Raw genomic sequence first — 24230 nt, forward strand, 5'->3', positions numbered from 1 at the left:
CTGCTACACTTTGGAGGCCGTTGCGGTTCCCTTGGCATCCTCGAATGCCGCACCGAGTGTCATGATTGCAGTGACATGGCGCTCGGCAATGGCGAGCGCATCGTCGCCATAGCCGCCGCCGACGGTGCTCGCCAGCGGGATGCCGCGCTCGATCGCCAGCCGCGCTATCAGGCGTTCGCGTCGTACCAGTCCGTCGAGCGTCAGCGACAGCCGGCCGAGCCGGTCTCCTGCAAAGGGATCCACACCCGCCTGATACAGGATCAGGTCGGCGCCGAAGGAATCGAGCAACGGGACCAGCGTCTCTTCCAGCGTCGCCAGATACTGGTCATCGTCGACGCCGTCAGGCAGCGGTACGTCGAGCGTCGACTGCGCTTTTCGAACCGGAAAATTCTTGTCCGCATGGATCGAATAGGTGGCGATGCCCGGCCGGCCCGCGAGCAGCGCGGCGGTGCCATCGCCCTGATGGACGTCGCAATCCACCACCAAGACCCGCTCGACGCTGCCCTCCTCGACCAGGCGGGCCGCAGCGACGGCGAGATCGTTGAACACGCAGTAGCCCGCGCCCGTATCGGCGAGCGCATGATGACTGCCGCCCGCGGTATTGGCGGCAAAGCCGTGGCGCAGCGCGAGCACCGCGGCGACCCAGGTGCCGTCGGGAACGATCGCGGCGCGGCGGGCAACGGCGGCGCTGACCGGAAAACCGATCCTGCGTTCCTTCAAGGGCGGCACGCGGGCTTCGAGAACCTCGGCGACATAGCCCGGCTCATGGACCGCCTCGAGCCATTCGCGCGGCGTCGCGCGCGGCTCGTGCCAGGCCACCGCGCTGCCATGCGCGCGCAGCAGATCGCGGATGAGCCCATTCTTGTTCCAGCGATAGGTCGACCGGGCGGGCGCCGGGGTCACATAATCGGGATGGTGGACGACATGGATCATCGCGACCGACCGTACGATTGATCCGCGCCGATCGCCGACGGCGCGGACAAACCCCGCCACTTCACCAAGGTCCGCCTCATCCCCCTGCTCCTATCATACGCTACCACCATGTCCTTCGCTCAACGCGGAGTCCTTTCGGAGGATGCATGATCGCGTGGCGCGGCTCGACCGTCTTCGGGCTTGCGGGCGGTCAGGAAACACTCGAATGGGCAGGGATGACCGATCCGACCACCCTGCCCTATCGTCCCTGCGCGGGCATCATGCTGATCAACGGAGCGGGCCGGGTGTTCGTCGGCCGCCGCAGCGACTCGACGCTCGACGCCTGGCAGATGCCGCAGGGCGGGATCGACCCCGGCGAGGCTCCTGAGACCGCGGCCCTTCGCGAACTCGGCGAGGAAACCGGCGTCTCGCCCGACAAGGTCACGCTGATCGCGCAGGCCCCGGGCGAGTTCGTCTACGATCTTCCCCCCGAACTTCTGGGCAAGGTCTGGAAGGGCCGGTGGCGCGGCCAGCGGCAGCGCTGGTTCCTCTACCGCTTCCACGGCGATGACGGGGATATCGCGATCGACACCGAGCATGCGGAATTCGATGCCTGGCGCTGGATCGACCCCGCCGAACTCCCGGCAGTGATCGTCCCGTTCAAGAAGCGCCTCTACGAGGAGGTACTTGCCGCCTTCGCGCCACATCTCGGCGCAAGCGGACCGCGCTGAACCGTTCCCAACGCGGCATGGTGACGCTACGGAACCCTGTGTGCCGATCCAGCCCCCCCTCCTGTCGCGATTTTGACCCGATTATGCGCTGTTTCCGTCTCCCGCTTCTCGCCGGCCTCCTGGTGACGGCATTGGCCCCCGCGCCCGCCATCGCCCAGACCGTGATGATTCCGGAAAATATCCGGGCGATGCTCGATGCCGCACTCGATGCGGGTAACGAGAGCGATGTCTCGACGATCGTCAAATATGCGCGCGCGGCCGATCCGCTTAGCGGCGACGCGGTCCTGGCAATCGCGGAAAAATGGAAGGCCGATCGCGCCGCCCAACGCACGCAGGTCATCCGTCAGGCCAGCTTCCTCGACCTCTGGAGTGGCCGGGCAGAAGTCGGCGGCTATCTCACGACCGGCAATTCGGACACGGCGGGCGGTACTGCGGTCGTCGACCTGACCCGAGAAGGCCTGCGGTGGCGGCAGAAGTTTCACGCCCAGGCGGATTACCAGGAAAATCAGAATGTCGCCGTGCGAGAGCATTATCTCGCGTCCTACGAGCCCAACTACAAGATCGACGACCGCGCCTATATCTATGGTGCGGCGCAGTATGAAGGGGATCGGTTCCTCGGCTATAACAACCGCTATTCGGTCTCGGTCGGCGGCGGGTACAGCGTGCTGAAATCCGCGAGGACCAAGCTCGATCTCGAATTGGGGCCGGCATATCGGAACACCGACTTCACGGACAACACGAACCAGAGCGCGATCGCCGGACGCGGGACGCTGAACTTCAGCTGGCGGATCACCAACGGCCTGTCGGTTACCCAGGTTGCGTCTGCCTATGTCCAGCGGTTCAACAGCACGCTTGGCGGAACCACCTCACTGACCGCGAAACTGATCGGTCCACTATCGGCTTCGCTGTCCTATGCCGTTCAATATGAAAGCGAACCGCCGGCGGGATCGATGACGACAGACACGACCAGCCGCGCCGCGCTGGTTTACAGCTTCTGACGGTTCCCCCCCGCGCCGCGCGAGGCTAGGGTCGGGGGATGAGAGGACTTTCGCACGACGAAACCGGCGCGGTCGCCAGGCTTGATGCGGCCGCGATGCTGCAGCAGGTGGAAAGCTGGACCGCGGTCAACAGCGGCCCGCGCAACCTTGAGGGGCTGGCGACGATGGCGGGGCTGCTCGCCGACGCGTTTTCGTGTCTTCCCGGCGATATCACACTCGTCGAGCCCGAACCGGCCGATGGCGTGGCGACCGATGGCACCATAAACCCGCTGGAGCACGGGCGGCATCTCCATCTTCGCGTTCGCCCGGATGCCGCGATGCGCATGCTGTTCACCGGTCACATGGACACGGTCTATCCGCGCGACCACATGTTCCAGACATTGCGGCATCTGCCGGATGGCACGCTCAACGGACCGGGCGTCGCCGACATGAAGGGCGGGCTGGCCGTGATGCTGGCCGCGCTCAAGACGATCGAGGCCAGCCCGCTGGGTCGGCGGATCGGGTATGACGTGGTGATCAACTCGGACGAGGAAACCGGCTCCTCCTCGTCCGCCGCTCTTCTCGCACGCGCGGCGCAGGGAAAGATTGCAGCGCTGACCTACGAGCCGGCGCTTGCTGACGGCACGCTGGCCGGCGCACGCGGTGGCACGGGCAATTTTTCGATCACCGTCCGCGGCCGGAGTGCGCACGCCGGCCGCAATCCCGAGGAGGGCCGCAACGCGCTGGTCGCCGCGGCCGACATCGCGGTCCGGCTGTCAAAGCTCCGCAGGCCCGGGCTGTCCGTCAATCCCGCAAGGATCGATGGGGGCGGACCCAACAACGTCGTTCCCGAAGTCGCCGTCCTTCGCATCAACTTCCGCCCGGCGACGCGCGAGGACATCACCCAGGCCCGCGCGCATATCGACGCCGTCGTCGCGGGGGTCGCGGCCGAGCATGACGTTCAGATTGTGGTCCATGGCGGGTTCAATCGTCCGCCCAAGCCGATCGATACGGGAGCCGCGCACTTGTTCGCGCTGGTCAAGGCGAGCGGCGCGGACCTGGGCCTGGACATCGCCTGGAAAGCAACCGGGGGCGTGTGCGACGGCAACAACATTGCGGCCGCCGGCGTGCCGGTCGTCGACACCATGGGGGTGCGCGGTGGCGCGATCCATTCGCCGGACGAATTCATGATCCCCGAGAGTCTGACCGAGCGGGCGGCGCTGTCCGCGGTCACCATCCTGCGAATCTGCGAGAACGGCTTATGAGGACGCATCTGTGAGTTTCCGGATCCGCGCGGCGGTCGATAGCGACCTCCAGCCCTTGTACGAGATGGCCAAGCTGACCGGCGGGGGGTTTACCAACCTGCCCCCCGACCGCCGCGCGCTGCGCGCCAAGCTCGAACGCAGCCATGCCGCTTTCGCACGGACCGCGCCCGGCGAGGACGGCGTGGTCATCGACGAGCTGTTCGTCCTCGTTCTCGAGAATTGCTTGACGGGGGAGGTCCGCGGCACATGCCAGCTGTTCACACATGTCGGTCAGAGCTGGCCCTTCTACAGCTACCGGATCGGCACGTTGACGCAGCACAGCCGCGAGCTCTCGCGAACCTTCCGCGCCGACATGCTGAGCCTCGCCACCGATCTCGAGGGGTCGAGCGAGGTCGGCGGCCTGTTCCTGCATCCGGGCGAGCGGGCCGGCGGGCTCGGCCTGTTGCTCGCGCGCAGCCGCTATCTCTTCATCAAGGCGCATCGCGCCCGATTTGCCGACCGGATCCTGGCCGAGCTTCGCGGGATCATCGACGAGGCGGGTGGTTCGCCGTTCTGGGATGGTCTGGCGGGGCGGTTCTTCGGGATGAATTTCCAGGACGCCGATCAATTCAATGCGATCAACGGGCATCAGTTCATCGCCGACCTTATGCCCAAGCATCCGATCTACACCGCGATGCTGTCCGAGACCGCGCGTGCCGCGATCGGCCTGCCGCACCCCTCCGGCCGGGCGGCGATGCGGATGCTCGAGAATGAGGGGTTCGCGTTTGAAAACTATGTCGACATCTTCGACGGCGGGCCGACGATGACCGCGCGCACCGACAAGGTCCGCTCGATCGCGGATGCGCGCACGGCCCAGGTCGTGACGATCGCCGATACCCCGCCCGCCAGCGACGTCACGACCGAAGCGCTGGTCGCGACGGGCACGCTGGCTGACTTCCGGTGTGCGTTCGGCGATATCCGCCCGGTGGCCGATGGCATCGCCCTCTCGCAAGGCTGTGCAGCGGCGCTGGACGTTAGCGAAGGCGCATCCGTCCTTCACGTGGCGCGCCTCTGATGCGCGGCACCAACCTGGTCGAGATCAACTTCGACGGCCTGATCGGTCCCAGTCACAATTACGCGGGGCTGAGCCCCGGCAACCTGGCCGCGACCCGTAATGCGGGTGCTGTAGCACGGCCCCGCGCCGCTGCGCTGCAGGGGATCGCGAAGATGCGCGCGAACCTCGACCTCGGGCTGGTGCAGGGGATCCTCCTCCCCCACCCCCGCCCCGATCATCGCTGGCTCGATGCGCTCGCGACCCGGTATGCGGATGCACCCAGGCATCTGCAGGCGCAGGCGATGTCGGCCTCGGCGATGTGGGCGGCCAATGCCGCGACCGTATCGCCCGCCCCTGATACCGCGGACGGTCGCTGCCACCTGAGCGTCGCGAACCTCGGCACGATGCCGCACCGCAGCCACGAATGGCCAGCAACACTCGCACAGCTGCGTATCGCCTTCGCCAACCCGGCCTTTGCGGTGCACCCGCCCGTCCCGCTGCCGTTCGGCGACGAGGGCGCGGCCAACCATATGCGCCTGTGCGAAACACACGGTGCACTAGGCGTCGAGATCTTCGTCTATGGCGAAGCCGGCGGCCCGTTTCCCGCGCGGCAGCATCGCGAGGCCAGCGAGGCGATCGCGCGCCGGCACGGGCTCGACCCCGCGCGGACCCTGTTCGTCCGCCAGTCGGATGCGGCGATCGCGGCAGGCGCCTTCCACAACGACGTGGTCGCCGTTGCGAACGAAACCGTGCTGTTCACGCACGAGCAGGCCTTTGCCGACACCGACCGCTTCTATGAAGATTTGCGACGGCTGATGCCCTCGGTCGAGATCGTCGAGGTGCCCAGCGCCCGCGTCAGCCTAGAAGATGCAGTCAGCTCCTATCTCTTCAACGCGCAGCTCGTCTCGCGCGCCGCGGGCATGACGCTGATCCTGCCCGAGGAAGCGCGGAGCAACGCACCGGTCTGGCGCTGGCTGAGCGAGCATGTCGCGGGCAACGGACCGATCCGCGCGCTCGAAATCGTCGACGTCCGCGAATCGATGGCCAATGGCGGCGGCCCCGCCTGCCTGCGCCTGCGGGTCGTCGCCGATCCCCGGACGGTTGATCCCCGCTTCCTCGTCGATCACGCCAGCCTCGACGGTATCGCCGGCCTCGTCACCGAGCACTGGCCCGAGACGATCGACGCGAATGCGATTGGCGACGCGGCGCTCGTCGCCCGGATCGAGGCCGCGCATCGTGCCTTGCTCGAGGCCCTCGATCTTGTCGGGTTAATTGACAAATAACCCGAGTTGGCGGAATTGCGCGAGTCGCGAGCAGAGTTTTCCACTGTTTGTACGTTCACGGTTTGCTCTCCCACCGCGCAAGGGCGGCATCGGCGAGCGTCGATTGGTTGCGCTGTCGGGCGTAATGCTCGACCATCTGCAGCGATTGGCCGCTGACCGATGCGGTCTCGGCGGTTGAGCACCCGGCCTCGAGAAGCGCGATCACGGCGTTCTTGCGCAGGCCATGCGGTACGCTGGGCGCGCCGGCAGCGGCCGAGAAAGCCTTCAGCATCTTGCGGGCGTTGTCGTCCCGCAGCGGCGCCCCGCGCGGCGTCCGGCATATCGCCCCCTCAACCCGCTCGTGCTTCGCAAGCTCCGCGCTCAGCGCGCTATGGACCGGGATGCTTAGCCGCTTCTTCGTCTTGTCTTGGCGGACCTCGACGCGATCGGTAGCAACATCCGACCAGGTCATTCTAAGCACGTCGCCGAGGCGCTGCGCGGTGTAGTAGAGCAGATGCGCCAGCAGGCGCACCGTGGGGTCTTCGGCGGCGAGAACCGCGCGCAGCACATGCTGCGGCCAAGGCTCGTGTTCCCCGCCATCCATCATCGTAATTCCGTCGCACGGGTTCTTCGCGATGTGCTCGCGATCGACAGCCCAGGCGAACAGCGCGCCGCTTGTGCGAAGAAAGGCGTTCGCGGCACCCGGCGTCGCAGCCATCTTGTCCAGCACCGTCCGCATGTCGCCGCGGGTGATCCCATTGACCGGGGCGGTCGGCAGCGCGCGCTCTAAGCGGCGAAGATAGATGTCGTACAGCTTGCGCGATGTCGGCGCTAAGGCACCGTAGGCGGCCCCGCGCTGGTACATGTCGACGAGAACCGGGACCGTCACGAGGGTCGCCTTCGTCTTCCGATTGCGGTGGCCCATCAGTGCCGCATAGCTGCCCCCGAACTCCATTGACCGGAGCGGCGGCAGGCGCGTCATCAGCCGCTTGCCGTCGACCACCTTGCCGGTGTCGAAATACAGGTACTCGCGGCCCTTCGACCGCACCCGCTTTACATATTTGGGCAGGTCATGCGGCAAGGCCCGGCTGATCCTTCCGCCAGTCGTTGGCCCCACTCGACATCTCGTCGAGGCTCGCGTCGAGTGCGGCGCGATCCCAACGCGGCCCGCCCGACATCGCGACCGACCCCGGCAGCCGGCCGGCGAACACCTCCGCGTCGAACTGCTGCGGCGTGAGCTCGCAGTATTTCGCGGCGTTCGCCCGCTTGAGCATGCGCGGCCAATACGGAGCTGCGCTCATCGGTTCTGTCCTTCTTGATATGTAAAGTGAGCTTTCACGGCGAGACCAGCGGCTGCGGGACCCAGCGGTGAGGGTTTTTGGGTGGCATGAACAAGGCCCGCCCCCCGGGGCGATAAGCGCACCATGTCAACTGCACGCCACGAGGTGCAGCGTGCTACGGTGCTGAGTGTTCACCGGCGAAATATGCCGTCTCCGATCCTTTGTATGATCAATGGCATAGCGGCGCCGATGTGGTATGATGACCAAACGCGGGACGTTTTTAGGAATACAATAAATGGATTTCCCGTGGACCGAGGCCGCAACATTGGTGCGGATGCCAGCAGCGCAAAAAGACGACGAAGGAAACGAGCTTCTGTTCGAGGGGTCGTTGCTATTAATGGCCCAAAAGGTTCGGGCTATGAAGCCGCTTGAACGGCGCCATCTAAAAATCTCCCTTCCCGATAGAATTGTGCGACCGCACACCTTCAAAGACGGTTCGCTCGCCGCCCTGATTGACGACATTCCCGTGGTGGGGTGACAATGTGCGTTTTCGATTGGCGCAACGGCGATTTGATTAAGCGCATTTGAAGTGCCTAGCGAGCCGTCACATGTGCCGAGCCTGTCCTGCCATCCAGCAGGACTCGTCTCGAGGTCGCCATGTTTTCTTTGATTGCACTTTATCTGGAATATCGCTGGACGAAGGCGCGAGGCGGTACAGCTCGTGTCGTATCCGCGACTAACACATTTGTTGCTGCCAATGACCGCGGCGCGTCGCAAACGGCCTCCGACGCAGCGTAACGCTCGACGGACGCTGACGCGGCGGTTCCGCTGCGCTAAAGCCGCTCTTTGGACGACCATAGAGGCACTACCATGGCAGCGACGATCATCACTCCCAGCGGCACTGGTGCGATGGAGGCCGGGCTCGTACTTGACGAGGAAGGCAGCCGGTTCGTTGTCCTGACGTTCAAAGAGCCACAGGGCGAACCGACGCTCGTCACGTTTACAGTTCCGGTTTTTCAGAACTACGTCGAGCATCTGGTTCGAACGGCTAAGGCCGCTAACGAGGACGCCAACTGGGGCATTCCGGGCTGAGTATCTCCGCCGCAGTATGATGCCGCGATTTTGTCGAAACGGCGTGACGGTACGGCGGCCTGCAACAGACTTCGCGGTACGTTCGTCGTGATTCGGGCGCCCGCTGCCAGTGTGTGCTGCCCGCTCGCCACATTCTTGGCTCCCACCGGCGACGCCGATCGGGATCAGCGCGCGCGCGGCGCGGATGCTGCGGTCGAGCGCGGCCTGGGCCACGTCGTTCGCCATGTCGACTGGATCAGCCACGGGAAACTCTTCGATCAATGCTGCGCAGCTGGGCGCGGATGGTGGTCAGAGCGTCGCTGCGCGCGGCGGATGACGGCTGCTGCATGAGGCGGTCGCGGCGGCCGAGGACCTCGGCCTGGTCGAGCACGCGCTGGCTCTCGCGGGGCCCGGCTGAGTTGCGGCCGATCTGGCTGTGCATCCTCATGCCGCTCACATCGTCTTGATGAGTTCGAGGGCCTGCGCTTCGGCGAAGCCCTCCGCGACGTAAGCGAGGAACATCGTGCGGCGCGCGTGCGCGATATGTGAGGCGGCAGCCGCAACGCCCTGCCAGATCTCGACCTGTGCTTTGACCGCCTCGGGCCAGTCGGTACGCGGGACGTCGGAGCGCATAGGTTCGGCAGCCATGGAGGGGCCTTTCGCAGGGGTTAAGCGGCGAGCGAGGGGCTTCATCCGGCGCTCACGGAATGGGTTGGCTGGGCGTCGGCCTCGACGACGGGCAGCCGGGAATGACGAGTCCGGAGGGGACGGACCGAGGCAGTCGGGGAGAGGGGCACGAAGCCGGGCCGATCGTTGCCGCGCAGCGCGGTCATGATCTGGGGCCAGCGTCGATAGACGTCTTCGAAGAAGATCACGGCCGCGATGATTGCGATGGCCAAGAGGCTCATCCAGCCGGCACCGTGCATGATGTTGGTCCAGTTCACGGGCGATCTCCGAGGGTGAGGATGGCGATCATCAGGTCGATCAGAATCTCCGAAGAGACGACGCCCAACAGATCGGGGACAGGGGGAAGCGGCGCGCGCGCTGCGGCGCCAGCGGGGTCGAGGTAGCTCATGCCGCGAACCTGCGGCGCGAGCGGCGCGGGCTGGTCCAGCCGTCACTCTCGACGAGCTTCTCGGCACCGCTGGGGGCGATGACGCGGACCCGGCCATCGGCGCGGCGCGACAGGACCGGGCACTCGAACTGGTAGACGCCGGGAAGGCCGGTGCCGTTGCAGATCTCGTGGTCGCCCGCGTTGCGCTGCACCGTCATGGCTTCAGCGGTCAGAATATCCATGCCGCGGCTGATCAGCGCCTCGTTCTGCTGCTCGGTGAACCGCGCGCCCCCGGTGATGCTGTGATCGCCGAACCCGGTCTTCACCGCACCGCGGATCGCGCCATACCAAGCGCTCGGCGTCTTCGACGGGGTGACGAGGATCCGCGCCGGCTGGCGGCCGAGGATCTCGCCCATGGGGCGCGGGCGTTGGGCATAGGTCATGCTGCGCTCAATTCGATGTAGCGGGTGACGGCCTCTGCGGCCGAGACGCGGACAGCGAGGGTCCGCATGCGGAATTCCGTCTCGACCTTGTCGGCCTCGGCTTCGACGCGTTCGCGCTCGGCGAGCTCGCCCATGTCGCGCACCATCGCCTTGATCATCGCCGGGGTTGGCTTGCGGCGCGTGCGGGCATGAAGGATCCACGCGACCTCGGTGACTAGCAGCAGCGCGCGGGCGCCAAGGTGGTGGTCCTCGGGCACAAGCTGCAGCTTCTCAGCCTTGCCCCGCAGGTTCGCCCACAGCTCGGCCCGCTCGTGCTTGATCGCGGCAAAGTGCTTGTAGCGGTCGACCGCGGCGGTCAGCATCTGCTGGTCGAGCGTGCGCAGGCGCTGCGCGACATAGCGAAACTCGGTGATCGCGGAATCGAGGTCCGGATCGCAGGTCATTGTCGGGCCGGTCATCGCGGCGCGCCTTCGACATGAGCCCAGCGGGCCTTGTGCGGCGACTGCGCGCCATACGCGCGGCCCGCCTCGGCGTGATTGACCTTGTACTTCGCCTGCCACGTCTCGAGGCCGATCGAATCCTTCTCGGCGTGCGCAGCGGAGCACAGCGGGACAGCCGTGAAGTCATGCGACTTCAGCGCCATTCCCTTCGAACCGTCGGCGTCGGAATGCGACGCCTCCATTCGGCCCGAGCAGACGTGCCCCGCCCTGCCCTCGATCAGGCAGGCGCGCTTGCGCAGCCAAGAGAGATGCGTGGGAAAGCGGCGCTCAAGATCGGCCTTGCCGCTGTTGCGGTGGCGCGGGCGGGTGTCCACGCGCATCACGCTTCGCAGCCCTTCGGCGCAATGACGCGCGGGCCCCAGACGAAGTTCTCGACCGGCTCGCTGTGTGCGCAGCCCGGCACGAACACGCGCAGGTTAAATCCGTCTCCACCGTTGTCGTAAGTCTGTACGACTTCCCACGATCCAGTGATGCTTTCCTCATAGCCGAGGTCGCAACTGGCGGTCTGCTTGGCCCAGTAATGGCCCTCGCAATGCGGCCGCGCGCTCATGCGACCACCCGGCAAGCTACGATGTCAGACTTAGCGCCCTGATGAATCCAGCAGTCGCCGTAGACATGCGCCGGGACGCCGATGGCGGGGTTCGCCAGCTCCGCTGTTTGACGGTCTAAATCGTACCGGAACTGCACGTGGACACGCGCGCAATCCGAGACAGGGCACCCTGCCCCATCGCACTCGATCCAATCTGTAGAAGCCTGATCGGCCACGTCGATCTCCTACCCGGCCGGGCTGGCCTGATAGAAAACGTATACGTCGGTTATTTCCGACCTGTCAAACCTTAAGTCGGATATTTCTAACCGCGGCGAGCGCCGTTACAAATATTTGCTAACGGCCGTAGCAACAGCGATCGCACCAACCATCAGGCCCGCGTAAATCTGCATCCTTAGAAGCAGCCGATCGCCCAAAGTCGTAAGACCGGCCTTCGATGCTACGGTCGCTTTCAGCACCGCTGTGTCAGTTTTGATATCAGCGATGTTCGGATCGATTTTCCCAAGACGAGCATCTAAGCTTGATAGCCGAGCCTCGACGCTTTGCTGCCATGGGTCCATGCCCTCCGATCTAGGCGGTTCGGAAGTGGGCGGCAAGGGAGGGGCGCCGGTCTGGCGCGCCATCGCCAGAAGGGCTTGCGCTACCGCGCTAGCGTCGGTCATTTCCCCCTCAGAGCGGCGACGAACTCAACATAATGCTCGTCCTCTTCCTTAAAACTTTTCATTATCTCCTCTTGCTTGTCGGTATGCACGGCAACAGTTAAGGCGCCGCTCATCAAGACGTAGCGCCGGATTGTTTCCATCGCCAAGGCCAACTCTTCATGTGTTACAAGAGGGTCTGTCATTTTTTGGCACCCACAAATATCACTCGGCCAACGATCCGAACAAAATCTTGATGCTCCTCGTCGTCGGGTACCGCTGGGTTATCGGACAAAATAATGTAGCGGTCTCCTTTGATGCGGAGGCGCTTTATCGAACCAACGTCACCGACAGTGAATGCCCAGATCGCATCCTGCTCTGCTACGCGAGTCTGGGAGCGATCTAGCAATACCACGTCGCCATCACTGATTGTCGGCAACATGGAATCGCCGCGCCCCCGCGCCCAAGTTAGCATATTGGGCGGCGAATATGTGATCGTCTCGACCCATATTTTCGGAAAGTTCAGGACGTCGATCTCGATAGGGACGTCAGTGAACATGCCGCCCATGCCATAGGCTAGGTCGATTTGCTGAATCTCAACCATGTCAAAGTCTTTATCAATGACCGGGGACGGCGCGACTTGCAGATTGGAGGTGCGCTTCGCTGGGGGTGGTGCTGCCGGAGCGTTTGGATCGAGATCGGCCTCTGTCTTTCCAACGGCGTTCAGCAGCTTGCGCACGGACACCAGCCGAGGGCTACCTTCGCCGCTTTTCAGGTTTGAGAAAAATCCCCGGTTCAGCCCTGCTAAGACTGCCCAATCAGTTTCGGCCATGTCGGCCGGCTTTAGCGCGATCAGGGAATCGTACAGCCGTTTTCCGCGCAGATCACTTATGTCCACCATGTCGGATGCTTCACACACGTCGGGTCGGGTCGGAAGCATGAAGTTTCCGACTTGAAAGGTCGGAAACATCCGACTATACGATCTTCATGGTTACGACGCTGGCGAGCGACGCGGACATTCTAGCCCAGATCGATCGGTTCTGCTCGACGCACGGGCTTAAGCCGTCGACCTTCGGACGCCTCTCGATCGGCGACGCCAATCTGATCTCAAACCTGAAAGCGGACCGCTCGCTTACGTTGAAGACTGCCCGGCGTATTGTCGATTTCATGTCGTCGTACCCGGCCTCCCCCATCGAACAGCAGGAGGCGGCGTAAATGGCGAAAGCACCAATCTTTCGCCCTTTAACGGGCGTGCCTTCATTGCGCCGCGTAACTCCCATCCTCATTGAGGTGCAGGGTGCGGACGCCACTGGCATAAAGACTTCGGAAGATGGCCGCGTGCACTTCACCGGCACCTTCGCCCTCGTCCGCCCAGGCGAACTCGCAGTCGAAAAACAGGGCTTCGTCAATCCGGACCGCACCACCCGTGTACGAGAGCCTGCAACGCCGAAAGATGGCATTTGTGTAATCCGAGCCGTCATCGAGGATAACCGTCTCGTCCTCGATGTATCGGTAAGTCCGCTCCATGGCTTTAGTACTCCGGTGGTTGTTCGCACCAACACCGTAGCCGAGACCGGGGAGGCCGCAAGCTTCCCCGGCCAAGGGCCTGAATAGATGGTCCTCTCCATTCCATCGGTCGAGCCTGCTCGCGTTGCCAGTGGCCCGTGCGCGCTGATCCTCGCCAACGGCGGGCGATATGCAATGCATGCCGTTTCTGAAGCGCTGCACATCGAGGCGCCTGTTCTCGACTTCACGCACTGCACGGCCTGCGGTTGCCGAGCCGCAATTGCGGTTCGGTAATGCCAAGCGCCGGTTCGTCCCTCCAGAGATCGGAAAGCTGCATGAACATCATCATGATCTGCATCGCGTGTGCTGCGTGCTTCCTGCTGGGCCATGCCCATGCGGTCTGGCAGCGTCACCGTTTCATCCAGTCGCTGATGTCGGGCAGGGACGCAGCGGCATACGGCAGGGTCGTCCTCGACGCCGAAGGGAACGCCCTGTGACGGACCACTGGTCCATCGTCGCGATGGTGATCATCATCACGGTCGGCTCGGCTGTGCTGATCTGGGGTATCGACCTCTGCTGCCGTCACGAGGTTGCGATGCTCGAGCAGCGCGCGCGCCACGGCGAGGCGAACAGCCTTCGGGGCGGTAATCAGGGTCTCAGTTTCCATGAGCAGGAGAATGGTCGATGACCGGCCCAACTGTCGTTGCTGCACTGCAACGTCTCACGAAACAGCAGTTGCACGCCAAAGTGATGCGTGGATGGGCCCGCGGCATCGACCGTCACGGCAAAGGCACGTTCGCCGATCGCATCGAGTGCAGCATCCAGGCGCTGGACAAGCAGCTCGCCGGATCGCTCCCGACGCTTGAGACCATCGACCGCGCCATGGACGCTGAGCCGTCAGTGCTCGACGACTATTTCGAGGCCAAGGGCAAGCGTCTGGTCGATAAGGAAGCGGTCTGTGACGCCGATGACTGCGGCCTGCTGATCGCTCGTGTGCTCGTCATGCTGAACGAGGCAGAGCACCCGAACGGCCCCGGCGGTCGCGCGATCGTCCCCCAGGAGTACCTCGCCGGCGAGAAGTTGATGCGCGACCTTCACGCCGCGTCGGCTCGCTGGATCCAACGATGCACCGAGATCCGTCAGCCGCTCTCTGTGGTCGCCTGAAGCCAACGAATAACACGCGGAAAACCCCGCAACGGAGATGACTATGGACGCGCTCAATAGCGCAGTGCCGGTTGAGCCCGGTTCTGCGGACGGTCTCTTGCGCGCGGCGCCGAATGCCTCGCGCGGCTACAAGGTTGGCGATTACGCGCGCGCGGCGCACGACTGGTACGTCGAGCCCCGCTGGTGCGTCGAGCAGCTGGCCGATGCGGTCGACTTCGCCGGTCACTCGATCTGGGATCCCTGCGCGGGCGGCGGCACGATTCCCAACACGTTCCGCGATCGCGGGTTCACCACCTATGCGAGCGACGTCGTTACCCGGTGGGATTTTGGCGACGGGATCCACGACGCGACTGGTGAATGCGCGCCCCTGTTCGTCCCGCCCGGCGTCCGCCTATCGATCGTCACGAACCCGCCTTTCAAGATGGCCGAGCAGATCACCCGGCGGATGCTGGCGCTCGCCGACCACCGGGTCTGTGTCCTGCAGCAGCTGTCGTTCCTCGCCAGCGCGGCGCGGTACCGCCTGTTCACCGAGTTCCCGCCCAGCGACGTCCTGATCCTCTCCCGCCGCCCGAGCATGCCGCCCGGCGCGATGATCGCGGAGATGGGTGCGAAGGCGTTCAAGGGCGGCACGACCGACTTCTGCTGGATTGTCTGGACCAAGCCGCACGATCGCGAAACGCGGACGCGGTGGCTCTCGCCGGTGATCGCAGCATGAAGCGCACTGACAAAGCTCAGCTCGAGGCGCTCCGCCGTGAAGGCGTCCTCGCCGATCACGTGAAGGCGTCCATCGGCCCCCTCAACATCGAAACGCTCGCGCGATCCTACGCGCTTCCCGCCGAGCGCGTCCTCGCAATCGTGAAGCGCAATGGAGGTTCCCATGCAGAATGAAGGACGCCTGTATTCGCAGGTCGCTGCCGAGGCTGGCGTGTCGACCGAGAAGGCGATGGTCGCTTGCTACCTGTCCAACCTGTCCAAGCAGGGGAAGACGCTGGGCGAGGCAGCCGAGCTGATCCGCACGCCGCGCCATGCCGCCCGCGATTACGCACGGGACTGGGGCATCTCGTTCTCGGATTACATGGCCTCGGCTCAGCCGTTGACGCTGACCTGGACGAAGCCGAAGCGCGGTCGGTGGGAACTGGTACTCGACGGCCTGCTGATCGCGGTCGCTGATGCTGACGGCAAGGGCGGGTATATCGCGCACCGCACGAACCCCGCCCTCACGGTTGTGGGGTCCGATGCCGAGGTCGCCATCCGACGGCTTTCGGTTGAGATCGAGCAGCGTTCACTTGAGATCTTCGGCCTCGATGACGTCGTGATCGAGATCGACCAAGCGGGCGAGATCAGCCGCATGGCACCAAAGCCGGCAGCCGATCCCGGCAAGCTTCGTCGGGCACTCGCTGCATAATGGCCGGGCATCAGCTTCCTAAAGGGCAGACCGACGAGCTCGTCTATGCCGAGCTGGTGCGCGCCGCGCTCGCTGGGGAGCCATGCCCGACGAACCGGGCGCTCGGAATTGTGCTCGGTATGAGCTCAACATTCCCTGGAATGATGGCGATGCGCCGTCTCACCGCCGCCGGCCGCATCCGCGTTGATTCCGAGAAGGGCTCGCGCGAGGTCTACATCGTTGAGCCCGGCCTCAAGCTTCTGTCGACCAAGCGCCAAGACGGGGTACAGCGCGATGCAGAGGCGGCAGTGGCACGCGCCCGGGCCGAGGCCCGCGAGCCGCTTCCCCCGGTGATTGATCGTACGCCGTGCTTCCGTTGCGGCATCCGCGCGGACATCGGGTGCAGCCACCGGTCCGCATCGATCCCCTACGACCTTCCACGGGATTACGCAGCGTGACGCACAAGAGCGCCCTCCAAGCGCAGGCGACGCAGAAGACGGTCTATGACCTGCTCGTGAAGGCGGCGCTCGCCGGCGACGTCTGCCCGAGCAACCTGACGCTCTGTGAAGCGCTCGGCGCGACCAGCGTATCCACGCCGGCGCACGCGATCGCCCGCATGGCGAAGGCCGGTCGGTTGCGCGTGAAGCACTGCAGCAACGGCCGCGAGATCTATCTCGTCGATCTCGACATCACGATCATCTCGAAGAAGCGCGTGTTCACCCGGAAGCGCAATGACCGCCCGGCGGCTGTCGCAGCCGACAAGCCGATGCCTTCCGAATCCCTCGTCTCGCGCGACCCGTGTTTCCGCTGCGGTGTCCGTGGCGACATCGGATGCGAGCACACGCCCGAATGGGCGAAGCCAGTTCACCAAGGAGCATGACAATGACCGAAGAGCGTAACGAAGGCATGGGAGGCGGCCAAGTGGCTGCTGACGAACTGCGGCTGCTGATCGAGCGCGCTGAGCGGCTCGAGGAAGAGAAGAAGGGAATCTCGGACGACATCAAGGACGTGTTCGCCGAGGCCAAGGGCCGCGGTTACGACCCCAAGGCGATCCGCAAGATCCTGTCGATCCGCAAGCTGAAGCGGGAAGAGTATCAGGAGCAGGAGGCGATCCTCGAGGTCTACCTTCAGTCGCTGGGGATGATCTGAGCCATGTGGGGCCTGATCAAACGCGCCGTCGTCGGTCGAGCCCCTGTGGCCCAGCCGCGCCCATCGATCGAGGACCGCCTCGCGCGGCTCGACGCCGACATCGATCGCGGGATCGCCGATGCGCGCGCCCGCCGGCTGGCCCGCCCGCCGCGTGCCCAGCACGAACGCTTCAACCGGGCCCGGCCCAAGATCGCGGAGCTGAAGCGCGCGATCGCCATGCAGCAGGTGATTTTCTAAGTGACCCTGATCACCGGCTTTGACCTGTGCCGCGCCGCCATGAGCGTCGTCGGGATCAGTGCGCCCGAACAGAGCGTGCTGAACGTGCTCGCCATTATGGCGAACGACGCTGCGCAGTGCTGGCCGGGGATCAACGGGCCTGCCGGGCTGGTGGGCAAGACGAAGCTGTCCGAGCGTGCTGTGCAGAACGCCGTGAAGTCCTTGGCTGCGGCCGGCCACCTCACTCGCACCGAGCGCCCCGGCAAGGGCGTGGTCTATACCGTTCACCCCCGCACTTCCTGCACCCCCGCACAAGATGCACCGGTGCAGGAAGTGCGCCCCGCAGGAGGTGCGCCAACCCCCGCACCACCTGCACCCAAACTACCAAGAACCACCATACCCCCGAAGGTGGCGGGCAAGCCCGATGCTGCGGGCACGCTTGTTCCTCTCGACTTCACACCGATCGTGAAGCCGGACTCGATCACCGGGAAGGCCATGGCAGCGTGGCCGCCTGGCCTCGAAGCCGAGCAGGTCGAGCACTTCATCGACCGGCACACCACGCAAGGCACGAAGAGCCTCGATTGGCAGGCTTCGTGGAGAACCTGGGTCAAAAACTGGAAGAGCTTCAATGGCAAACGAACTCATGACCGTCGACCAGCGTACCGCGGTAACGACCTCACCCCGATGGCAAGAGCCCTCGTTGAACGGGAGGCTGGCCGAGCTGGTGCTTGGGACTGACCCCCTGCCGACCCGGCTGCCCGTGCTGACCGATGTCGAGCTCGCGGACGCGGAGCAGGCTCTGGCCGTCTACCGCGCCGCGCCTCGGACGAGCTCGCCGCGCGCTGTTGATCGCGTCATGGCAAAGCTGGTCGTCGCCTATCCCGCAGCGCGGGTGTCGGTCGAAGAGGCCAGCGCCCGTCTCGACGTCTACGCCGAGCAGCTGAGCGATATTCCCGCGGACGTGCTGATGGCTGGTGCGATGGCTGCGGCGCGGACGATGAAGTTCTTCCCCTCGATCGCCGAGATCCGCGCTGCTGCAATGAGCCAGCCCGCCCCCCCGCGGATCCAGCGGCAGTGGCGCCTTTCGCAATTGATCGAAGCGCGCGCACGTCGCGGGGCCGATGATCCCGCTGTCGAGCGCTGCCGACCGGAAGAAGCCGCCGAGATCGTCGCCGCGCTCGGCGGTCGCTTCGCAGCGGCTGCCGATCCAAGCCGACCAAAGCCGCAGGGCGGAAATCCTGACCGCGGCGCGCGAATGCCGAGCCGCGAGGACTACGTGCGCATGTTCGGCGTCGATCCTGGCGACGCGATCGCAGGTGACCCTGAGCAGATGGCAGCATGACACATACCTATAAGAGCGAGGGTTGAGACGATGGGGCGGGGAAATGATTGGTGCATCCTTCGAACAAGAGCGTCGCGCACGCTGCCGCTGGTCGCCTCTCTTGAGGCGGCCGGCTTCGACGTATGGAGCCCAGTGCAGACGCTGAATCGCCGCCGCGGGCGGACGCGCGAGCGGGTGGAGTACGCGGCGCCGATAATGCCCACGTTCGTGTTCGCACGCGCAATTCACCGTGATGAATTACTGCGGCTGGCCTCCCTGCCTTTCAGCGACCATCCTGGGTTCTCAGTTTTTCGGCACCTTGGCGGCATACCGCTGATCAGCGACGCGGAAGTCGCCGGTGCGCGCAGAATCGAAGACCGGTGCAAGCGCGCGGCGAAGCAGGGGCAGCGCCAAGCATTTGCCGTGGGGCAGCAAGTGCGAGTTACCGAAGGTGCAGCAGCGGGCCTGTTCGGCGAGGTTGTCCAAGATGGGGATGGCAAATTTGTGCTCGTCGCGTTCGCGGGCATCAATCTGAAGATCGGGTCTTGGCTACTGGGAACAGATGCGGTACAGGATCGGGCAGACGCTGCTTGAGCAGCTGCAACGAGCGCAGAGGTATCCTCCCCGTTGCCCCCAACCGATACGCGGGTGGGAAGTGCGAAGCTATGGGGATTGGGGTGACTGGCGAGATAGGCCTCTTCGCTCTTATCCAAGGCCTTGCCGATTTTAACCGAAGCGGTGTGTACTTCCTCTATCGGGAAGGTGTCGTCGTTTATGTTGGCCAAGCGGTCAACGTCAGACGGCGGGTCGCTGATCACATCGGTGAAGGGGTCAAAGACTTCGACGCCGTCTCTTTTATTCCTTTCGCTCCAGACAAGCTGCTGGCGGCCGAAGCGCGATATATTCGTCGTCTGCGACCCGCCCTTAACAAGGCGCTCAACTCCGCGGCGGCCGGGTGGACTATGTTCGGTTCGTTCTCGCCGTCTGAGCCTCTCACGAAGAGCGCTTTATCGGCGAGCGAAGCAGCGGCTCGGCTGGGCGTTCCAGTCGAGCAGGTGCTGAGTTTATGGCATGCGAATGGCTATCGGCCCAAACGCTTTGGGCGCTCTAAGGGTCGAGGCTTTTGCCCGATAGACTGCGACGAGCTAGCACAGAAGCTAGTGGCTGCAAGGCCCACAGAGGTTGACGATGGCGGCACCGCAATTGCGGCTCACCACAGCTGACCATGTCGAGGCGATCGGCATGCGCCTACTTCGGATCTCTAGAAATGTGCGCAGTTCATCGCGCCATCATGGTCGCAGCGATCCACTTATCGAGGATGTCGAGCAACCGGCGCAGAACCTTCGAGAGCGCGTTGGCTAGCCACCCTCGTCCTCTCACTCTGGAGCTAGGCACCGAGCGATTGTCTTACGGTATGGTCAGACGCGACGTTACTTTGTGCGTTGATGTGGCCTATGCTTGATGGCCCACTACGCTCAGGAACTTTATATGAAGAACGTCGTCAGTCTGGTTCTAGCATCCATCTTAGTTGCCGCTCCGGCGCACGCGCAGACGGTGAACGACGATGTCCGGTGCCTGGTTGTAACCAGTGCCGTCGGCGAGCAGGCTGAGAACGAGCCAACGCGGAAGGTCGCGAATTTGACGGCGGCGTTCTATATGGGGCGGCTGGATGGGCGGGTTCCCGCAACTGTTGCTGCAGCCCTCAAGTCTCAACCGGCTGTCGCTGGAACCGCCGCACTGGGAATTTTCAAAGCCTGCGCTGCGAGGGCACAGGGCGCACAGGCGCGCTTGCGCGCAGAATCTCGGTGATTTGACGGCACCAGGTAATTGAGCGTGAGATGAGACGCGGAATGGGAGGAGCAGTGTGAGACGCCCTCATGCCCTTACGCAGCAGCCATGCTGCGGGCGATTGTCCCACGGTATGCCGTAAGTCGCATGCTCTCCACGCGGTTATCAATACTCAGGGGACTGGCTCGCCAATCCCCTGAGTGGCGGCATTATCGGGACCTTGTAGCGGATCCGTGATCTGAGTAGGCAACTGTATTATTGCCGACGATGTTGAATAAGCCGTGGTCATTATCCGCGATATGATCGTCAGGCCATGGTGATTGTTCCGAGCCGTGATCGCTATTGGCTTCGCTGGGGCAACGCGCTGATGGCCTATCCCTTTTAAGCTCATACGTACTCAGCATCTTAACTCTCCAATGCTCGACCTCGAGTCGGGTCGTTTTTTATTGGGAGCCTTGCTGAGAGCGTCGTCAAGTCCCCTCCGGCAACGCTTATAGCTTAGCAGCCCGCGAAATCTTGCTGTGAAATTCGGGAGCGTCGTGCAGTGTCCGTATTACTCAGAGCAACGTTGCTGAATGGCGCAGGAGATGGTGTGGCATCAATCTTCCGACCCGCTACTGCTGACCGTGTCGAGGCTATTGGCATGCGCGTGCTGCTTATTGCCGAAGACATGCGAGCAGGGTCTCGGCACCATGGTCGCAGCGAGCGTCTGATCGACCAAGCTGAGCAGGCAGCGATCGACCTGCGCGCCGCCGTACGTGGGCGCTAATCAGTTACGGAGCGAGAGTGCATATGTCGCTGCCCATCGATCCGCTGCCGCCGCTAGTCCTACTTCCTCGCGAAGAATGGACGCTGCGGCCATTGAGCGATGCGCAGGTCGGCGTCGGCATCTTCAGCCGAGGCGGGTCCTTGTATCTGCAGAAGTGGTCAATCCATGACTTTCCGAATGCATTCTTCAGTATCCCAGATCTCGAAGACGCCGGGCTCCTTGAGGTTTACATGTGTGCCGTCGAGAAGCTGGTATACGGTGCTCCCGCGATGCGTAGTGATGCCGCGGTCGAGGTCGCGGAACTCGGTCATATTCGCCCACACTATCACGGTGTAACGGTGGCCATCATCGCCCTCGGCCGCAAATCGCTCAACTTCGTTCATCGTTTGCTCCTGAGTCGTAAATTAACCGCGAATCAGTCGCACGTTTATCAGGCACGCGGTCGCTAATGGGCAAGCTCAAGGCGCTGCCCAACCTCCTCACCTCCTTGCGGCCAGGGCTTGGTTCGCTACCGCCTGTAGAGCGCACCCGCGACGAGGACCGCATCCTGCACGCGCCTTGGCGCAAGCTCTACAAGACGGCGCGCTGGCGGGCTTTGCGCATGGTCATCCTGACCCGCGACATGTTCACCTGCCAGTGGCCCGGGTGCGGGTTCATGACTGCCGACACGTCGATGCTCGTCGTCGACCACAAGCGGCAGCATCACGGCGATGAGGTCCTTTTCTGGGACGAGCGCAACCTGCAGTGCCTGTGCGCTCCCTGCCACAACAGCCGCAAGCAGCGCGCTGAGCGCGCCCAACGACACTGACCACGCCGCCCCACCCCCGGGGGGGAGGGTCCGACCATCGGCAGGGCGCGCCCTGCTGGACCCCATAGGCTCTCACGCAGACAATAAATCCTGCTGGAGTCTCCTAGGGTGCGAACTTTGAGCCGAGGAGCTCCGCAATGGCAGCTCGCAAAACTACTGCGGACTGGTCGCGCATCGAGCTCGAATACTTGGCCGGCGATGATTCCATTCGGGAAATAGCTGATCGGCATGAGATATCCGACACGGCTATTCGTAAGCGAGCAAAGGCCGAAAAGTGGGTTCGCGAGCCCCGCAAGGTTCGCACTGCGAACCGGTGCGAACCTGAGCGCTCCCCGCCCCCGCCGGCGCCAATCAATGCGGACGAACCGGTCGAGGCCGGCAAGATCGCCGATGGCGGACGGGGCCTCGTCTGGCGAATGCTCGACGAGCTCGACGTGATCACCAGCCGGCGCGGCGAACTCGAGGACATGATCATCGAGGCGACCGATGGTGATGATGAAGAGGATCGGCGCGCGACGATGATGCGCGCCGTCAGCCTCACGAACAGGGCCAACACCATGAAGACGCTGGCCCTGGCATTGAAGACCCTAAACGAAGCGTCCGCGCCTCAAGGCAAGAAGGCTGCGACGCAAGATCGGGCAAACGCCGTCGGCGGCGGGCGCCGGTTCGGCGCGATGGGGCCGCCAACGCTGAAAGCCGTGAGCTAGGGTGCCGACCTGGTCGACGGCGCTGCCGGACTGGAAGGCCCGGATCCGGGCACGCGGCACTCTGATCCCGTTCTCGCCGCTGTTCCCGGCTTCGGCCGAAGCCAAGATGGAGGTCTTCTCGTCGCTGAGCATTGCCGACCTCGGCATCAACCCGGCGACGGGGCGCACATGGACGATCGGCGAGAGCGCGGACACCTGGCTGCTGGACTTCGCCGCGGCGATCTTCGGCGCCTATAACCCTGATACGGGGCAGCAGATGGTCCGCGAGGGCCTGCTGCTCGTCTCGAAGAAGAACACCAAGTCGACGATCGCCGCGGGCATCATGCTGACCGAGTTGATCTGCGGCTGGCGCCCGTCCGACGAGAACCTGATCCTCGCGCCAACCATCGAGGTGGCCGGCAATAGCTTCAAGCCAGCCTGCGACATGATCCGCGCCGATGAGGAGCTCGGCGATCTCCTGCATATCCAGGAGCATATCAGGCTGATCACCAACCGCGTCACGAAGGCGACGCTCAAGGTGGTGGCGGCGGACAGCGCGACGGTGTCGGGCAAGAAGGCCAGCCGGGTGCTGGTCGACGAGCTCTGGCTCTTCGGCAAGAAGGCAACGGCGGACGCCATGTTTCGCGAGGCCTCGGGCGGCCAAGTGTCGCGACCGGAGGGATACACTCTCTACCTGACGACGCAGTCCGACGAACCGCCCGCTGGCGTGTTCAAAGAGAAGTTGGCCTATGCCCGCGACGTCCGCGACGGCGTGGTCGACGACCCCGAGTTTCTGCCGGTGCTCTACGAGTTCCCGGAGGATATGATCGCCGCGGACGAGCACCTCGACCCGGCGAACTTCTACATCACCAACCCCAACATCGGGAGGTCGGTCAGCCAGCAATGGCTCGAAAGCCAGTTCCGCAAGGTCGCCAACGCTGAGGACGGCACCAAGCAGGTCTTCTACGCCAAGCATTTGAACGTGGAGATCGGTGTCGGCCTGCGCCACGATGCGTGGATCGGCGCTACCTATTGGGAGGGCGCGGCTGCACCGGCGGCGCTTTGGGACGGCACCTTCGAGCATTTGCTCGAGGTCTGCGAGGTGATCGTCGCCGGTGGCGACGGTGGCGGCCTCGACGATCTTCTCGGCCTTGCGCTGCTTGGCCGGCACAAGGTCACAAAGCAGTGGCTGCTTTGGTGCCGGGCCTGGGCGCAACAGGACGTGTTCGATCGGCGCAAGGATATTGCGAGCCGCCTGAACGACTTCATCGGGCATGGCACGCTCGTGAAATGCGTCACCCCGACGCAGGATCTCGTCGACGTCGCCGATCTGCTCGAGCGCGTGAAGGACGCGGGCCTGTTTCCCGAGGAAGCGGCCATCGGGCTCGATCCCCAAGGGGTGACGGCACTGGTCGACGAGCTATCCGGGCGCGGCTTCTCCGCTGAGCAGATGTTGGCTGTCAGCCAAGGCTTTCGCCTCTCCGGCGCCGTGTGGGGCACGGAACGCAAGCTGAAAGACGGCACGCTTGTCCATGGCAATCAGGAGTTGATGGCGTGGTGCGTCGGTAATGCGAAAGCGGAGCAGCGCGGCAATGCCGTCCTGATCACCAAGCAAATCGCCGGCAAGGCGAAGATCGATCCCCTCGTCGCCGCCTTCAACGCGGTGATGCTGATGACCCGCAACCCGGAAGCCGCAGGCGCCGGGCTGCAGGTCATGTTCCTCTGA

The 24230-nt window shown here is 64.1% G+C and carries 43 protein-coding genes; 28 read left to right on the top strand and 15 right to left on the bottom strand.

Annotation, left to right across the window (positions count from 1 at the left end; genetic code table 11):
* Positions 1–3: 3 nt before the first annotated feature.
* The gene (locus IFS44_RS01150) at positions 4–933 is read right to left on the bottom strand and encodes a histone deacetylase family protein (protein WP_192097493.1); all 930 of its coding nucleotides are present in this window, start codon (positions 931–933) and stop codon (positions 4–6) included.
* A gap of 215 nt (positions 934–1148) precedes the next feature.
* Here IFS44_RS01150 and IFS44_RS01155 point away from each other — a divergent pair, with 215 nt between their 5' ends.
* The 5 genes from IFS44_RS01155 (at position 1149) to IFS44_RS01175 (ending at position 6201) form a co-directional block, all read left to right on the top strand.
* Positions 1149–1643 (top strand): RNA pyrophosphohydrolase, encoded by a 495-nt coding sequence (locus IFS44_RS01155; protein WP_192097494.1) that lies wholly within the window; start codon positions 1149–1151, stop codon positions 1641–1643.
* A 122-nt stretch (positions 1644–1765) separates the two neighbouring features.
* Positions 1766–2641: a DUF481 domain-containing protein gene (locus IFS44_RS01160; RefSeq protein WP_342366300.1), complete on the top strand. Its 876-nt coding sequence runs from the start codon at positions 1766–1768 to the stop codon at positions 2639–2641.
* A gap of 38 nt (positions 2642–2679) precedes the next feature.
* Positions 2680–3885, top strand: a complete 1206-nt coding sequence (locus IFS44_RS01165; RefSeq protein ID WP_192097174.1) for a hydrolase — start codon at positions 2680–2682, stop codon at positions 3883–3885.
* A 10-nt stretch (positions 3886–3895) separates the two neighbouring features.
* Entirely contained in the window at positions 3896–4939 is a 1044-nt protein-coding gene (locus tag IFS44_RS01170; protein WP_192097176.1) for an arginine N-succinyltransferase, read from the top strand.
* Complete coding sequence (locus tag IFS44_RS01175) at positions 4939–6201, top strand: N-succinylarginine dihydrolase (RefSeq protein ID WP_192097177.1); 1263 nt, start codon at positions 4939–4941, stop codon at positions 6199–6201. The genes IFS44_RS01170 and IFS44_RS01175 overlap by 1 nt, the downstream gene beginning before the upstream one ends.
* 55 nt (positions 6202–6256) lie before the next feature.
* Here IFS44_RS01175 and IFS44_RS01180 read toward each other — a convergent pair whose 3' ends face one another.
* Both IFS44_RS01180 and IFS44_RS01185 read right to left on the bottom strand, forming a co-directional pair.
* Positions 6257–7261, bottom strand: a complete 1005-nt coding sequence (locus tag IFS44_RS01180) for a site-specific integrase (RefSeq protein WP_192097179.1) — start codon at positions 7259–7261, stop codon at positions 6257–6259.
* Positions 7251–7481, bottom strand: a complete 231-nt coding sequence (locus IFS44_RS01185) for a hypothetical protein (RefSeq protein WP_037527986.1) — start codon at positions 7479–7481, stop codon at positions 7251–7253. The genes IFS44_RS01180 and IFS44_RS01185 overlap by 11 nt, the downstream gene beginning before the upstream one ends.
* A gap of 274 nt (positions 7482–7755) precedes the next feature.
* Here IFS44_RS01185 and IFS44_RS01190 point away from each other — a divergent pair, with 274 nt between their 5' ends.
* Both IFS44_RS01190 and IFS44_RS01195 read left to right on the top strand, forming a co-directional pair.
* Complete coding sequence (locus tag IFS44_RS01190) at positions 7756–7998, top strand: hypothetical protein (protein WP_183937573.1); 243 nt, start codon at positions 7756–7758, stop codon at positions 7996–7998.
* 332 nt (positions 7999–8330) lie between these two features.
* Positions 8331–8552, top strand: coding sequence for a hypothetical protein (locus IFS44_RS01195; RefSeq protein WP_146163707.1), 222 nt, complete (start codon positions 8331–8333; stop codon positions 8550–8552).
* Between the two features lie 235 nt (positions 8553–8787).
* Here IFS44_RS01195 and IFS44_RS01200 read toward each other — a convergent pair whose 3' ends face one another.
* The 11 genes from IFS44_RS01200 to IFS44_RS22060 all read right to left on the bottom strand — a co-directional run bounded on the left by IFS44_RS01200 (position 8788) and on the right by IFS44_RS22060 (position 12683).
* Positions 8788–8979 (bottom strand): hypothetical protein, encoded by a 192-nt coding sequence (locus tag IFS44_RS01200; protein ID WP_192097181.1) that lies wholly within the window; start codon positions 8977–8979, stop codon positions 8788–8790.
* A 5-nt stretch (positions 8980–8984) separates the two neighbouring features.
* The gene (locus tag IFS44_RS01205; protein ID WP_128082269.1) at positions 8985–9179 is read right to left on the bottom strand and encodes a hypothetical protein; all 195 of its coding nucleotides are present in this window, start codon (positions 9177–9179) and stop codon (positions 8985–8987) included.
* Between the two features lie 41 nt (positions 9180–9220).
* Positions 9221–9475, bottom strand: a complete 255-nt coding sequence (locus IFS44_RS01210) for a hypothetical protein (RefSeq protein ID WP_192097183.1) — start codon at positions 9473–9475, stop codon at positions 9221–9223.
* Positions 9472–9606, bottom strand: a complete 135-nt coding sequence (locus tag IFS44_RS22560; protein ID WP_274604192.1) for a hypothetical protein — start codon at positions 9604–9606, stop codon at positions 9472–9474. Before IFS44_RS22560 ends, IFS44_RS01210 begins: the two co-directional genes overlap by 4 nt.
* A complete protein-coding gene (locus IFS44_RS01215) occupies positions 9603–10028 on the bottom strand; it encodes a hypothetical protein (RefSeq protein WP_192097185.1) in 426 nt (141 codons plus the stop codon). The genes IFS44_RS22560 and IFS44_RS01215 overlap by 4 nt, the downstream gene beginning before the upstream one ends.
* Positions 10025–10486 (bottom strand): hypothetical protein, encoded by a 462-nt coding sequence (locus IFS44_RS01220; RefSeq protein ID WP_192097187.1) that lies wholly within the window; start codon positions 10484–10486, stop codon positions 10025–10027. The genes IFS44_RS01215 and IFS44_RS01220 overlap by 4 nt, the downstream gene beginning before the upstream one ends.
* Positions 10483–10848 (bottom strand): hypothetical protein, encoded by a 366-nt coding sequence (locus tag IFS44_RS01225; RefSeq protein ID WP_192097189.1) that lies wholly within the window; start codon positions 10846–10848, stop codon positions 10483–10485. The genes IFS44_RS01220 and IFS44_RS01225 overlap by 4 nt, the downstream gene beginning before the upstream one ends.
* Positions 10848–11078 carry a hypothetical protein gene (locus tag IFS44_RS01230; protein WP_192097191.1) on the bottom strand — a complete coding sequence of 77 codons (231 nt, stop codon included), beginning with the start codon at positions 11076–11078 and terminating at the stop codon, positions 10848–10850. Before IFS44_RS01230 ends, IFS44_RS01225 begins: the two co-directional genes overlap by 1 nt.
* Positions 11079–11398: 320 nt before the next feature.
* The gene (locus IFS44_RS01235; protein WP_192097193.1) at positions 11399–11737 is read right to left on the bottom strand and encodes a hypothetical protein; all 339 of its coding nucleotides are present in this window, start codon (positions 11735–11737) and stop codon (positions 11399–11401) included.
* Positions 11734–11919, bottom strand: coding sequence for a hypothetical protein (locus IFS44_RS01240; protein ID WP_192097194.1), 186 nt, complete (start codon positions 11917–11919; stop codon positions 11734–11736). Before IFS44_RS01240 ends, IFS44_RS01235 begins: the two co-directional genes overlap by 4 nt.
* Complete coding sequence (locus IFS44_RS22060; RefSeq protein ID WP_244649802.1) at positions 11916–12683, bottom strand: S24 family peptidase; 768 nt, start codon at positions 12681–12683, stop codon at positions 11916–11918. The genes IFS44_RS01240 and IFS44_RS22060 overlap by 4 nt, the downstream gene beginning before the upstream one ends.
* 17 nt (positions 12684–12700) lie before the next feature.
* Here IFS44_RS22060 and IFS44_RS01250 point away from each other — a divergent pair, with 17 nt between their 5' ends.
* The gene (locus tag IFS44_RS01250; protein WP_192097195.1) at positions 12701–12928 is read left to right on the top strand and encodes a hypothetical protein; all 228 of its coding nucleotides are present in this window, start codon (positions 12701–12703) and stop codon (positions 12926–12928) included.
* 42 nt (positions 12929–12970) lie between these two features.
* Here the strand turns inward: IFS44_RS01250 and IFS44_RS01255 are convergent, their stop codons facing one another.
* Positions 12971–13519: a hypothetical protein gene (locus IFS44_RS01255; RefSeq protein WP_192097196.1), complete on the bottom strand. Its 549-nt coding sequence runs from the start codon at positions 13517–13519 to the stop codon at positions 12971–12973.
* A 35-nt stretch (positions 13520–13554) separates the two neighbouring features.
* Here IFS44_RS01255 and IFS44_RS01260 point away from each other — a divergent pair, with 35 nt between their 5' ends.
* From IFS44_RS01260 to IFS44_RS01350, 20 genes are all read left to right on the top strand, one after another.
* Positions 13555–13716, top strand: a complete 162-nt coding sequence (locus tag IFS44_RS01260; RefSeq protein WP_192097197.1) for a hypothetical protein — start codon at positions 13555–13557, stop codon at positions 13714–13716.
* A complete protein-coding gene (locus tag IFS44_RS01265) occupies positions 13713–13907 on the top strand; it encodes a hypothetical protein (RefSeq protein WP_192097198.1) in 195 nt (64 codons plus the stop codon). The genes IFS44_RS01260 and IFS44_RS01265 overlap by 4 nt, the downstream gene beginning before the upstream one ends.
* Positions 13904–14383: a hypothetical protein gene (locus IFS44_RS01270; RefSeq protein WP_192097199.1), complete on the top strand. Its 480-nt coding sequence runs from the start codon at positions 13904–13906 to the stop codon at positions 14381–14383. The genes IFS44_RS01265 and IFS44_RS01270 overlap by 4 nt, the downstream gene beginning before the upstream one ends.
* 43 nt (positions 14384–14426) lie before the next feature.
* Positions 14427–15098 (top strand): hypothetical protein, encoded by a 672-nt coding sequence (locus IFS44_RS01275; protein WP_192097200.1) that lies wholly within the window; start codon positions 14427–14429, stop codon positions 15096–15098.
* On the top strand, positions 15095–15271 hold the full coding sequence (locus IFS44_RS01280; protein ID WP_192097201.1) for a hypothetical protein: 177 nt from the start codon (positions 15095–15097) through the stop codon (positions 15269–15271). The genes IFS44_RS01275 and IFS44_RS01280 overlap by 4 nt, the downstream gene beginning before the upstream one ends.
* Positions 15261–15788 (top strand): hypothetical protein, encoded by a 528-nt coding sequence (locus IFS44_RS01285; protein WP_192097202.1) that lies wholly within the window; start codon positions 15261–15263, stop codon positions 15786–15788. The genes IFS44_RS01280 and IFS44_RS01285 overlap by 11 nt, the downstream gene beginning before the upstream one ends.
* On the top strand, positions 15788–16225 hold the full coding sequence (locus IFS44_RS01290; protein WP_192097203.1) for a hypothetical protein: 438 nt from the start codon (positions 15788–15790) through the stop codon (positions 16223–16225). Before IFS44_RS01285 ends, IFS44_RS01290 begins: the two co-directional genes overlap by 1 nt.
* Positions 16222–16647 (top strand): hypothetical protein, encoded by a 426-nt coding sequence (locus IFS44_RS01295; protein ID WP_192097204.1) that lies wholly within the window; start codon positions 16222–16224, stop codon positions 16645–16647. The genes IFS44_RS01290 and IFS44_RS01295 overlap by 4 nt, the downstream gene beginning before the upstream one ends.
* Positions 16648–16673: 26 nt before the next feature.
* Positions 16674–16916: a DUF2312 domain-containing protein gene (locus IFS44_RS01300; RefSeq protein ID WP_197977735.1), complete on the top strand. Its 243-nt coding sequence runs from the start codon at positions 16674–16676 to the stop codon at positions 16914–16916.
* A 3-nt stretch (positions 16917–16919) separates the two neighbouring features.
* Positions 16920–17153, top strand: coding sequence for a hypothetical protein (locus IFS44_RS01305; RefSeq protein ID WP_192097205.1), 234 nt, complete (start codon positions 16920–16922; stop codon positions 17151–17153).
* Positions 17154–17870 (top strand): hypothetical protein, encoded by a 717-nt coding sequence (locus tag IFS44_RS01310; RefSeq protein ID WP_192097206.1) that lies wholly within the window; start codon positions 17154–17156, stop codon positions 17868–17870.
* Positions 17833–18474, top strand: a complete 642-nt coding sequence (locus IFS44_RS01315; protein WP_192097207.1) for a hypothetical protein — start codon at positions 17833–17835, stop codon at positions 18472–18474. The genes IFS44_RS01310 and IFS44_RS01315 overlap by 38 nt, the downstream gene beginning before the upstream one ends.
* A gap of 132 nt (positions 18475–18606) precedes the next feature.
* The gene (nusG, locus tag IFS44_RS01320; protein WP_192097208.1) at positions 18607–19047 is read left to right on the top strand and encodes a transcription termination/antitermination protein NusG; all 441 of its coding nucleotides are present in this window, start codon (positions 18607–18609) and stop codon (positions 19045–19047) included.
* An 83-nt stretch (positions 19048–19130) separates the two neighbouring features.
* Positions 19131–19676 carry a GIY-YIG nuclease family protein gene (locus IFS44_RS01325; RefSeq protein WP_192097209.1) on the top strand — a complete coding sequence of 182 codons (546 nt, stop codon included), beginning with the start codon at positions 19131–19133 and terminating at the stop codon, positions 19674–19676.
* 265 nt (positions 19677–19941) lie between these two features.
* On the top strand, positions 19942–20262 hold the full coding sequence (locus IFS44_RS01330) for a hypothetical protein (protein WP_128082055.1): 321 nt from the start codon (positions 19942–19944) through the stop codon (positions 20260–20262).
* Positions 20263–20884: 622 nt separating this feature from the next.
* Complete coding sequence (locus IFS44_RS22565; protein WP_268745772.1) at positions 20885–21010, top strand: hypothetical protein; 126 nt, start codon at positions 20885–20887, stop codon at positions 21008–21010.
* Positions 21011–21033: 23 nt separating this feature from the next.
* Entirely contained in the window at positions 21034–21459 is a 426-nt protein-coding gene (locus IFS44_RS01335; protein ID WP_192097210.1) for a hypothetical protein, read from the top strand.
* Positions 21459–21818, top strand: coding sequence for an HNH endonuclease (locus IFS44_RS01340; RefSeq protein ID WP_192097211.1), 360 nt, complete (start codon positions 21459–21461; stop codon positions 21816–21818). The genes IFS44_RS01335 and IFS44_RS01340 overlap by 1 nt, the downstream gene beginning before the upstream one ends.
* A gap of 137 nt (positions 21819–21955) precedes the next feature.
* Positions 21956–22525, top strand: a complete 570-nt coding sequence (locus tag IFS44_RS22065; protein WP_244649804.1) for a hypothetical protein — start codon at positions 21956–21958, stop codon at positions 22523–22525.
* A gap of 1 nt (position 22526) precedes the next feature.
* The gene (locus IFS44_RS01350; RefSeq protein WP_192097212.1) at positions 22527–24230 is read left to right on the top strand and encodes a terminase TerL endonuclease subunit; all 1704 of its coding nucleotides are present in this window, start codon (positions 22527–22529) and stop codon (positions 24228–24230) included.

Origin of the sequence: Sphingomonas sp. CFBP 13706 (assembly GCF_014842355.1) — a bacterium.
Taxonomy (GTDB): Bacteria; Pseudomonadota; Alphaproteobacteria; order Sphingomonadales; family Sphingomonadaceae; genus Sphingomonas; species Sphingomonas aerolata.

Excerpts from the sequence above, each read along its gene's own strand:
- IFS44_RS22565 (WP_268745772.1), top strand. The coding sequence starts at position 20,885 with ATGCGCGTGCTGCTTATTGCCGAAGACATGCGAGCAGGGTCTCGGCAC.
- IFS44_RS01240 (WP_192097194.1), bottom strand. The coding sequence starts at position 11,919 with ATGACAGACCCTCTTGTAACACATGAAGAGTTGGCCTTGGCGATGGAA.
- IFS44_RS01220 (WP_192097187.1), bottom strand. The coding sequence starts at position 10,486 with ATGACCGGCCCGACAATGACCTGCGATCCGGACCTCGATTCCGCGATC.
- IFS44_RS01305 (WP_192097205.1), top strand. The coding sequence starts at position 16,920 with ATGTGGGGCCTGATCAAACGCGCCGTCGTCGGTCGAGCCCCTGTGGCC.
- IFS44_RS01275 (WP_192097200.1), top strand. The coding sequence starts at position 14,427 with ATGGACGCGCTCAATAGCGCAGTGCCGGTTGAGCCCGGTTCTGCGGAC.
- IFS44_RS01190 (WP_183937573.1), top strand. The coding sequence starts at position 7,756 with ATGGATTTCCCGTGGACCGAGGCCGCAACATTGGTGCGGATGCCAGCA.
- IFS44_RS01330 (WP_128082055.1), top strand. The coding sequence starts at position 19,942 with ATGAAGAACGTCGTCAGTCTGGTTCTAGCATCCATCTTAGTTGCCGCT.
- IFS44_RS01150 (WP_192097493.1), bottom strand. The coding sequence starts at position 933 with ATGATCCATGTCGTCCACCATCCCGATTATGTGACCCCGGCGCCCGCC.
- IFS44_RS01205 (WP_128082269.1), bottom strand. The coding sequence starts at position 9,179 with ATGGCTGCCGAACCTATGCGCTCCGACGTCCCGCGTACCGACTGGCCC.
- IFS44_RS01175 (WP_192097177.1), top strand. The coding sequence starts at position 4,939 with ATGCGCGGCACCAACCTGGTCGAGATCAACTTCGACGGCCTGATCGGT.
- IFS44_RS01215 (WP_192097185.1), bottom strand. The coding sequence starts at position 10,028 with ATGACCTATGCCCAACGCCCGCGCCCCATGGGCGAGATCCTCGGCCGC.
- IFS44_RS01250 (WP_192097195.1), top strand. The coding sequence starts at position 12,701 with ATGGTTACGACGCTGGCGAGCGACGCGGACATTCTAGCCCAGATCGAT.
- IFS44_RS22060 (WP_244649802.1), bottom strand. The coding sequence starts at position 12,683 with ATGTTTCCGACCTTTCAAGTCGGAAACTTCATGCTTCCGACCCGACCC.
- IFS44_RS01230 (WP_192097191.1), bottom strand. The coding sequence starts at position 11,078 with ATGAGCGCGCGGCCGCATTGCGAGGGCCATTACTGGGCCAAGCAGACC.
- IFS44_RS01340 (WP_192097211.1), top strand. The coding sequence starts at position 21,459 with ATGGGCAAGCTCAAGGCGCTGCCCAACCTCCTCACCTCCTTGCGGCCA.
- IFS44_RS01280 (WP_192097201.1), top strand. The coding sequence starts at position 15,095 with ATGAAGCGCACTGACAAAGCTCAGCTCGAGGCGCTCCGCCGTGAAGGC.
- IFS44_RS01260 (WP_192097197.1), top strand. The coding sequence starts at position 13,555 with ATGAACATCATCATGATCTGCATCGCGTGTGCTGCGTGCTTCCTGCTG.
- IFS44_RS22560 (WP_274604192.1), bottom strand. The coding sequence starts at position 9,606 with ATGAGCTACCTCGACCCCGCTGGCGCCGCAGCGCGCGCGCCGCTTCCC.
- IFS44_RS01300 (WP_197977735.1), top strand. The coding sequence starts at position 16,674 with ATGGGAGGCGGCCAAGTGGCTGCTGACGAACTGCGGCTGCTGATCGAG.
- IFS44_RS01225 (WP_192097189.1), bottom strand. The coding sequence starts at position 10,848 with ATGCGCGTGGACACCCGCCCGCGCCACCGCAACAGCGGCAAGGCCGAT.
- IFS44_RS01200 (WP_192097181.1), bottom strand. The coding sequence starts at position 8,979 with ATGAGGATGCACAGCCAGATCGGCCGCAACTCAGCCGGGCCCCGCGAG.
- IFS44_RS01155 (WP_192097494.1), top strand. The coding sequence starts at position 1,149 with ATGACCGATCCGACCACCCTGCCCTATCGTCCCTGCGCGGGCATCATG.
- IFS44_RS01185 (WP_037527986.1), bottom strand. The coding sequence starts at position 7,481 with ATGAGCGCAGCTCCGTATTGGCCGCGCATGCTCAAGCGGGCGAACGCC.
- IFS44_RS01285 (WP_192097202.1), top strand. The coding sequence starts at position 15,261 with ATGCAGAATGAAGGACGCCTGTATTCGCAGGTCGCTGCCGAGGCTGGC.
- IFS44_RS01335 (WP_192097210.1), top strand. The coding sequence starts at position 21,034 with ATGTCGCTGCCCATCGATCCGCTGCCGCCGCTAGTCCTACTTCCTCGC.
- IFS44_RS01195 (WP_146163707.1), top strand. The coding sequence starts at position 8,331 with ATGGCAGCGACGATCATCACTCCCAGCGGCACTGGTGCGATGGAGGCC.
- IFS44_RS01270 (WP_192097199.1), top strand. The coding sequence starts at position 13,904 with ATGACCGGCCCAACTGTCGTTGCTGCACTGCAACGTCTCACGAAACAG.
- IFS44_RS22065 (WP_244649804.1), top strand. The coding sequence starts at position 21,956 with ATGGCAGCTCGCAAAACTACTGCGGACTGGTCGCGCATCGAGCTCGAA.
- IFS44_RS01165 (WP_192097174.1), top strand. The coding sequence starts at position 2,680 with ATGAGAGGACTTTCGCACGACGAAACCGGCGCGGTCGCCAGGCTTGAT.
- IFS44_RS01290 (WP_192097203.1), top strand. The coding sequence starts at position 15,788 with ATGGCCGGGCATCAGCTTCCTAAAGGGCAGACCGACGAGCTCGTCTAT.
- IFS44_RS01235 (WP_192097193.1), bottom strand. The coding sequence starts at position 11,737 with ATGACCGACGCTAGCGCGGTAGCGCAAGCCCTTCTGGCGATGGCGCGC.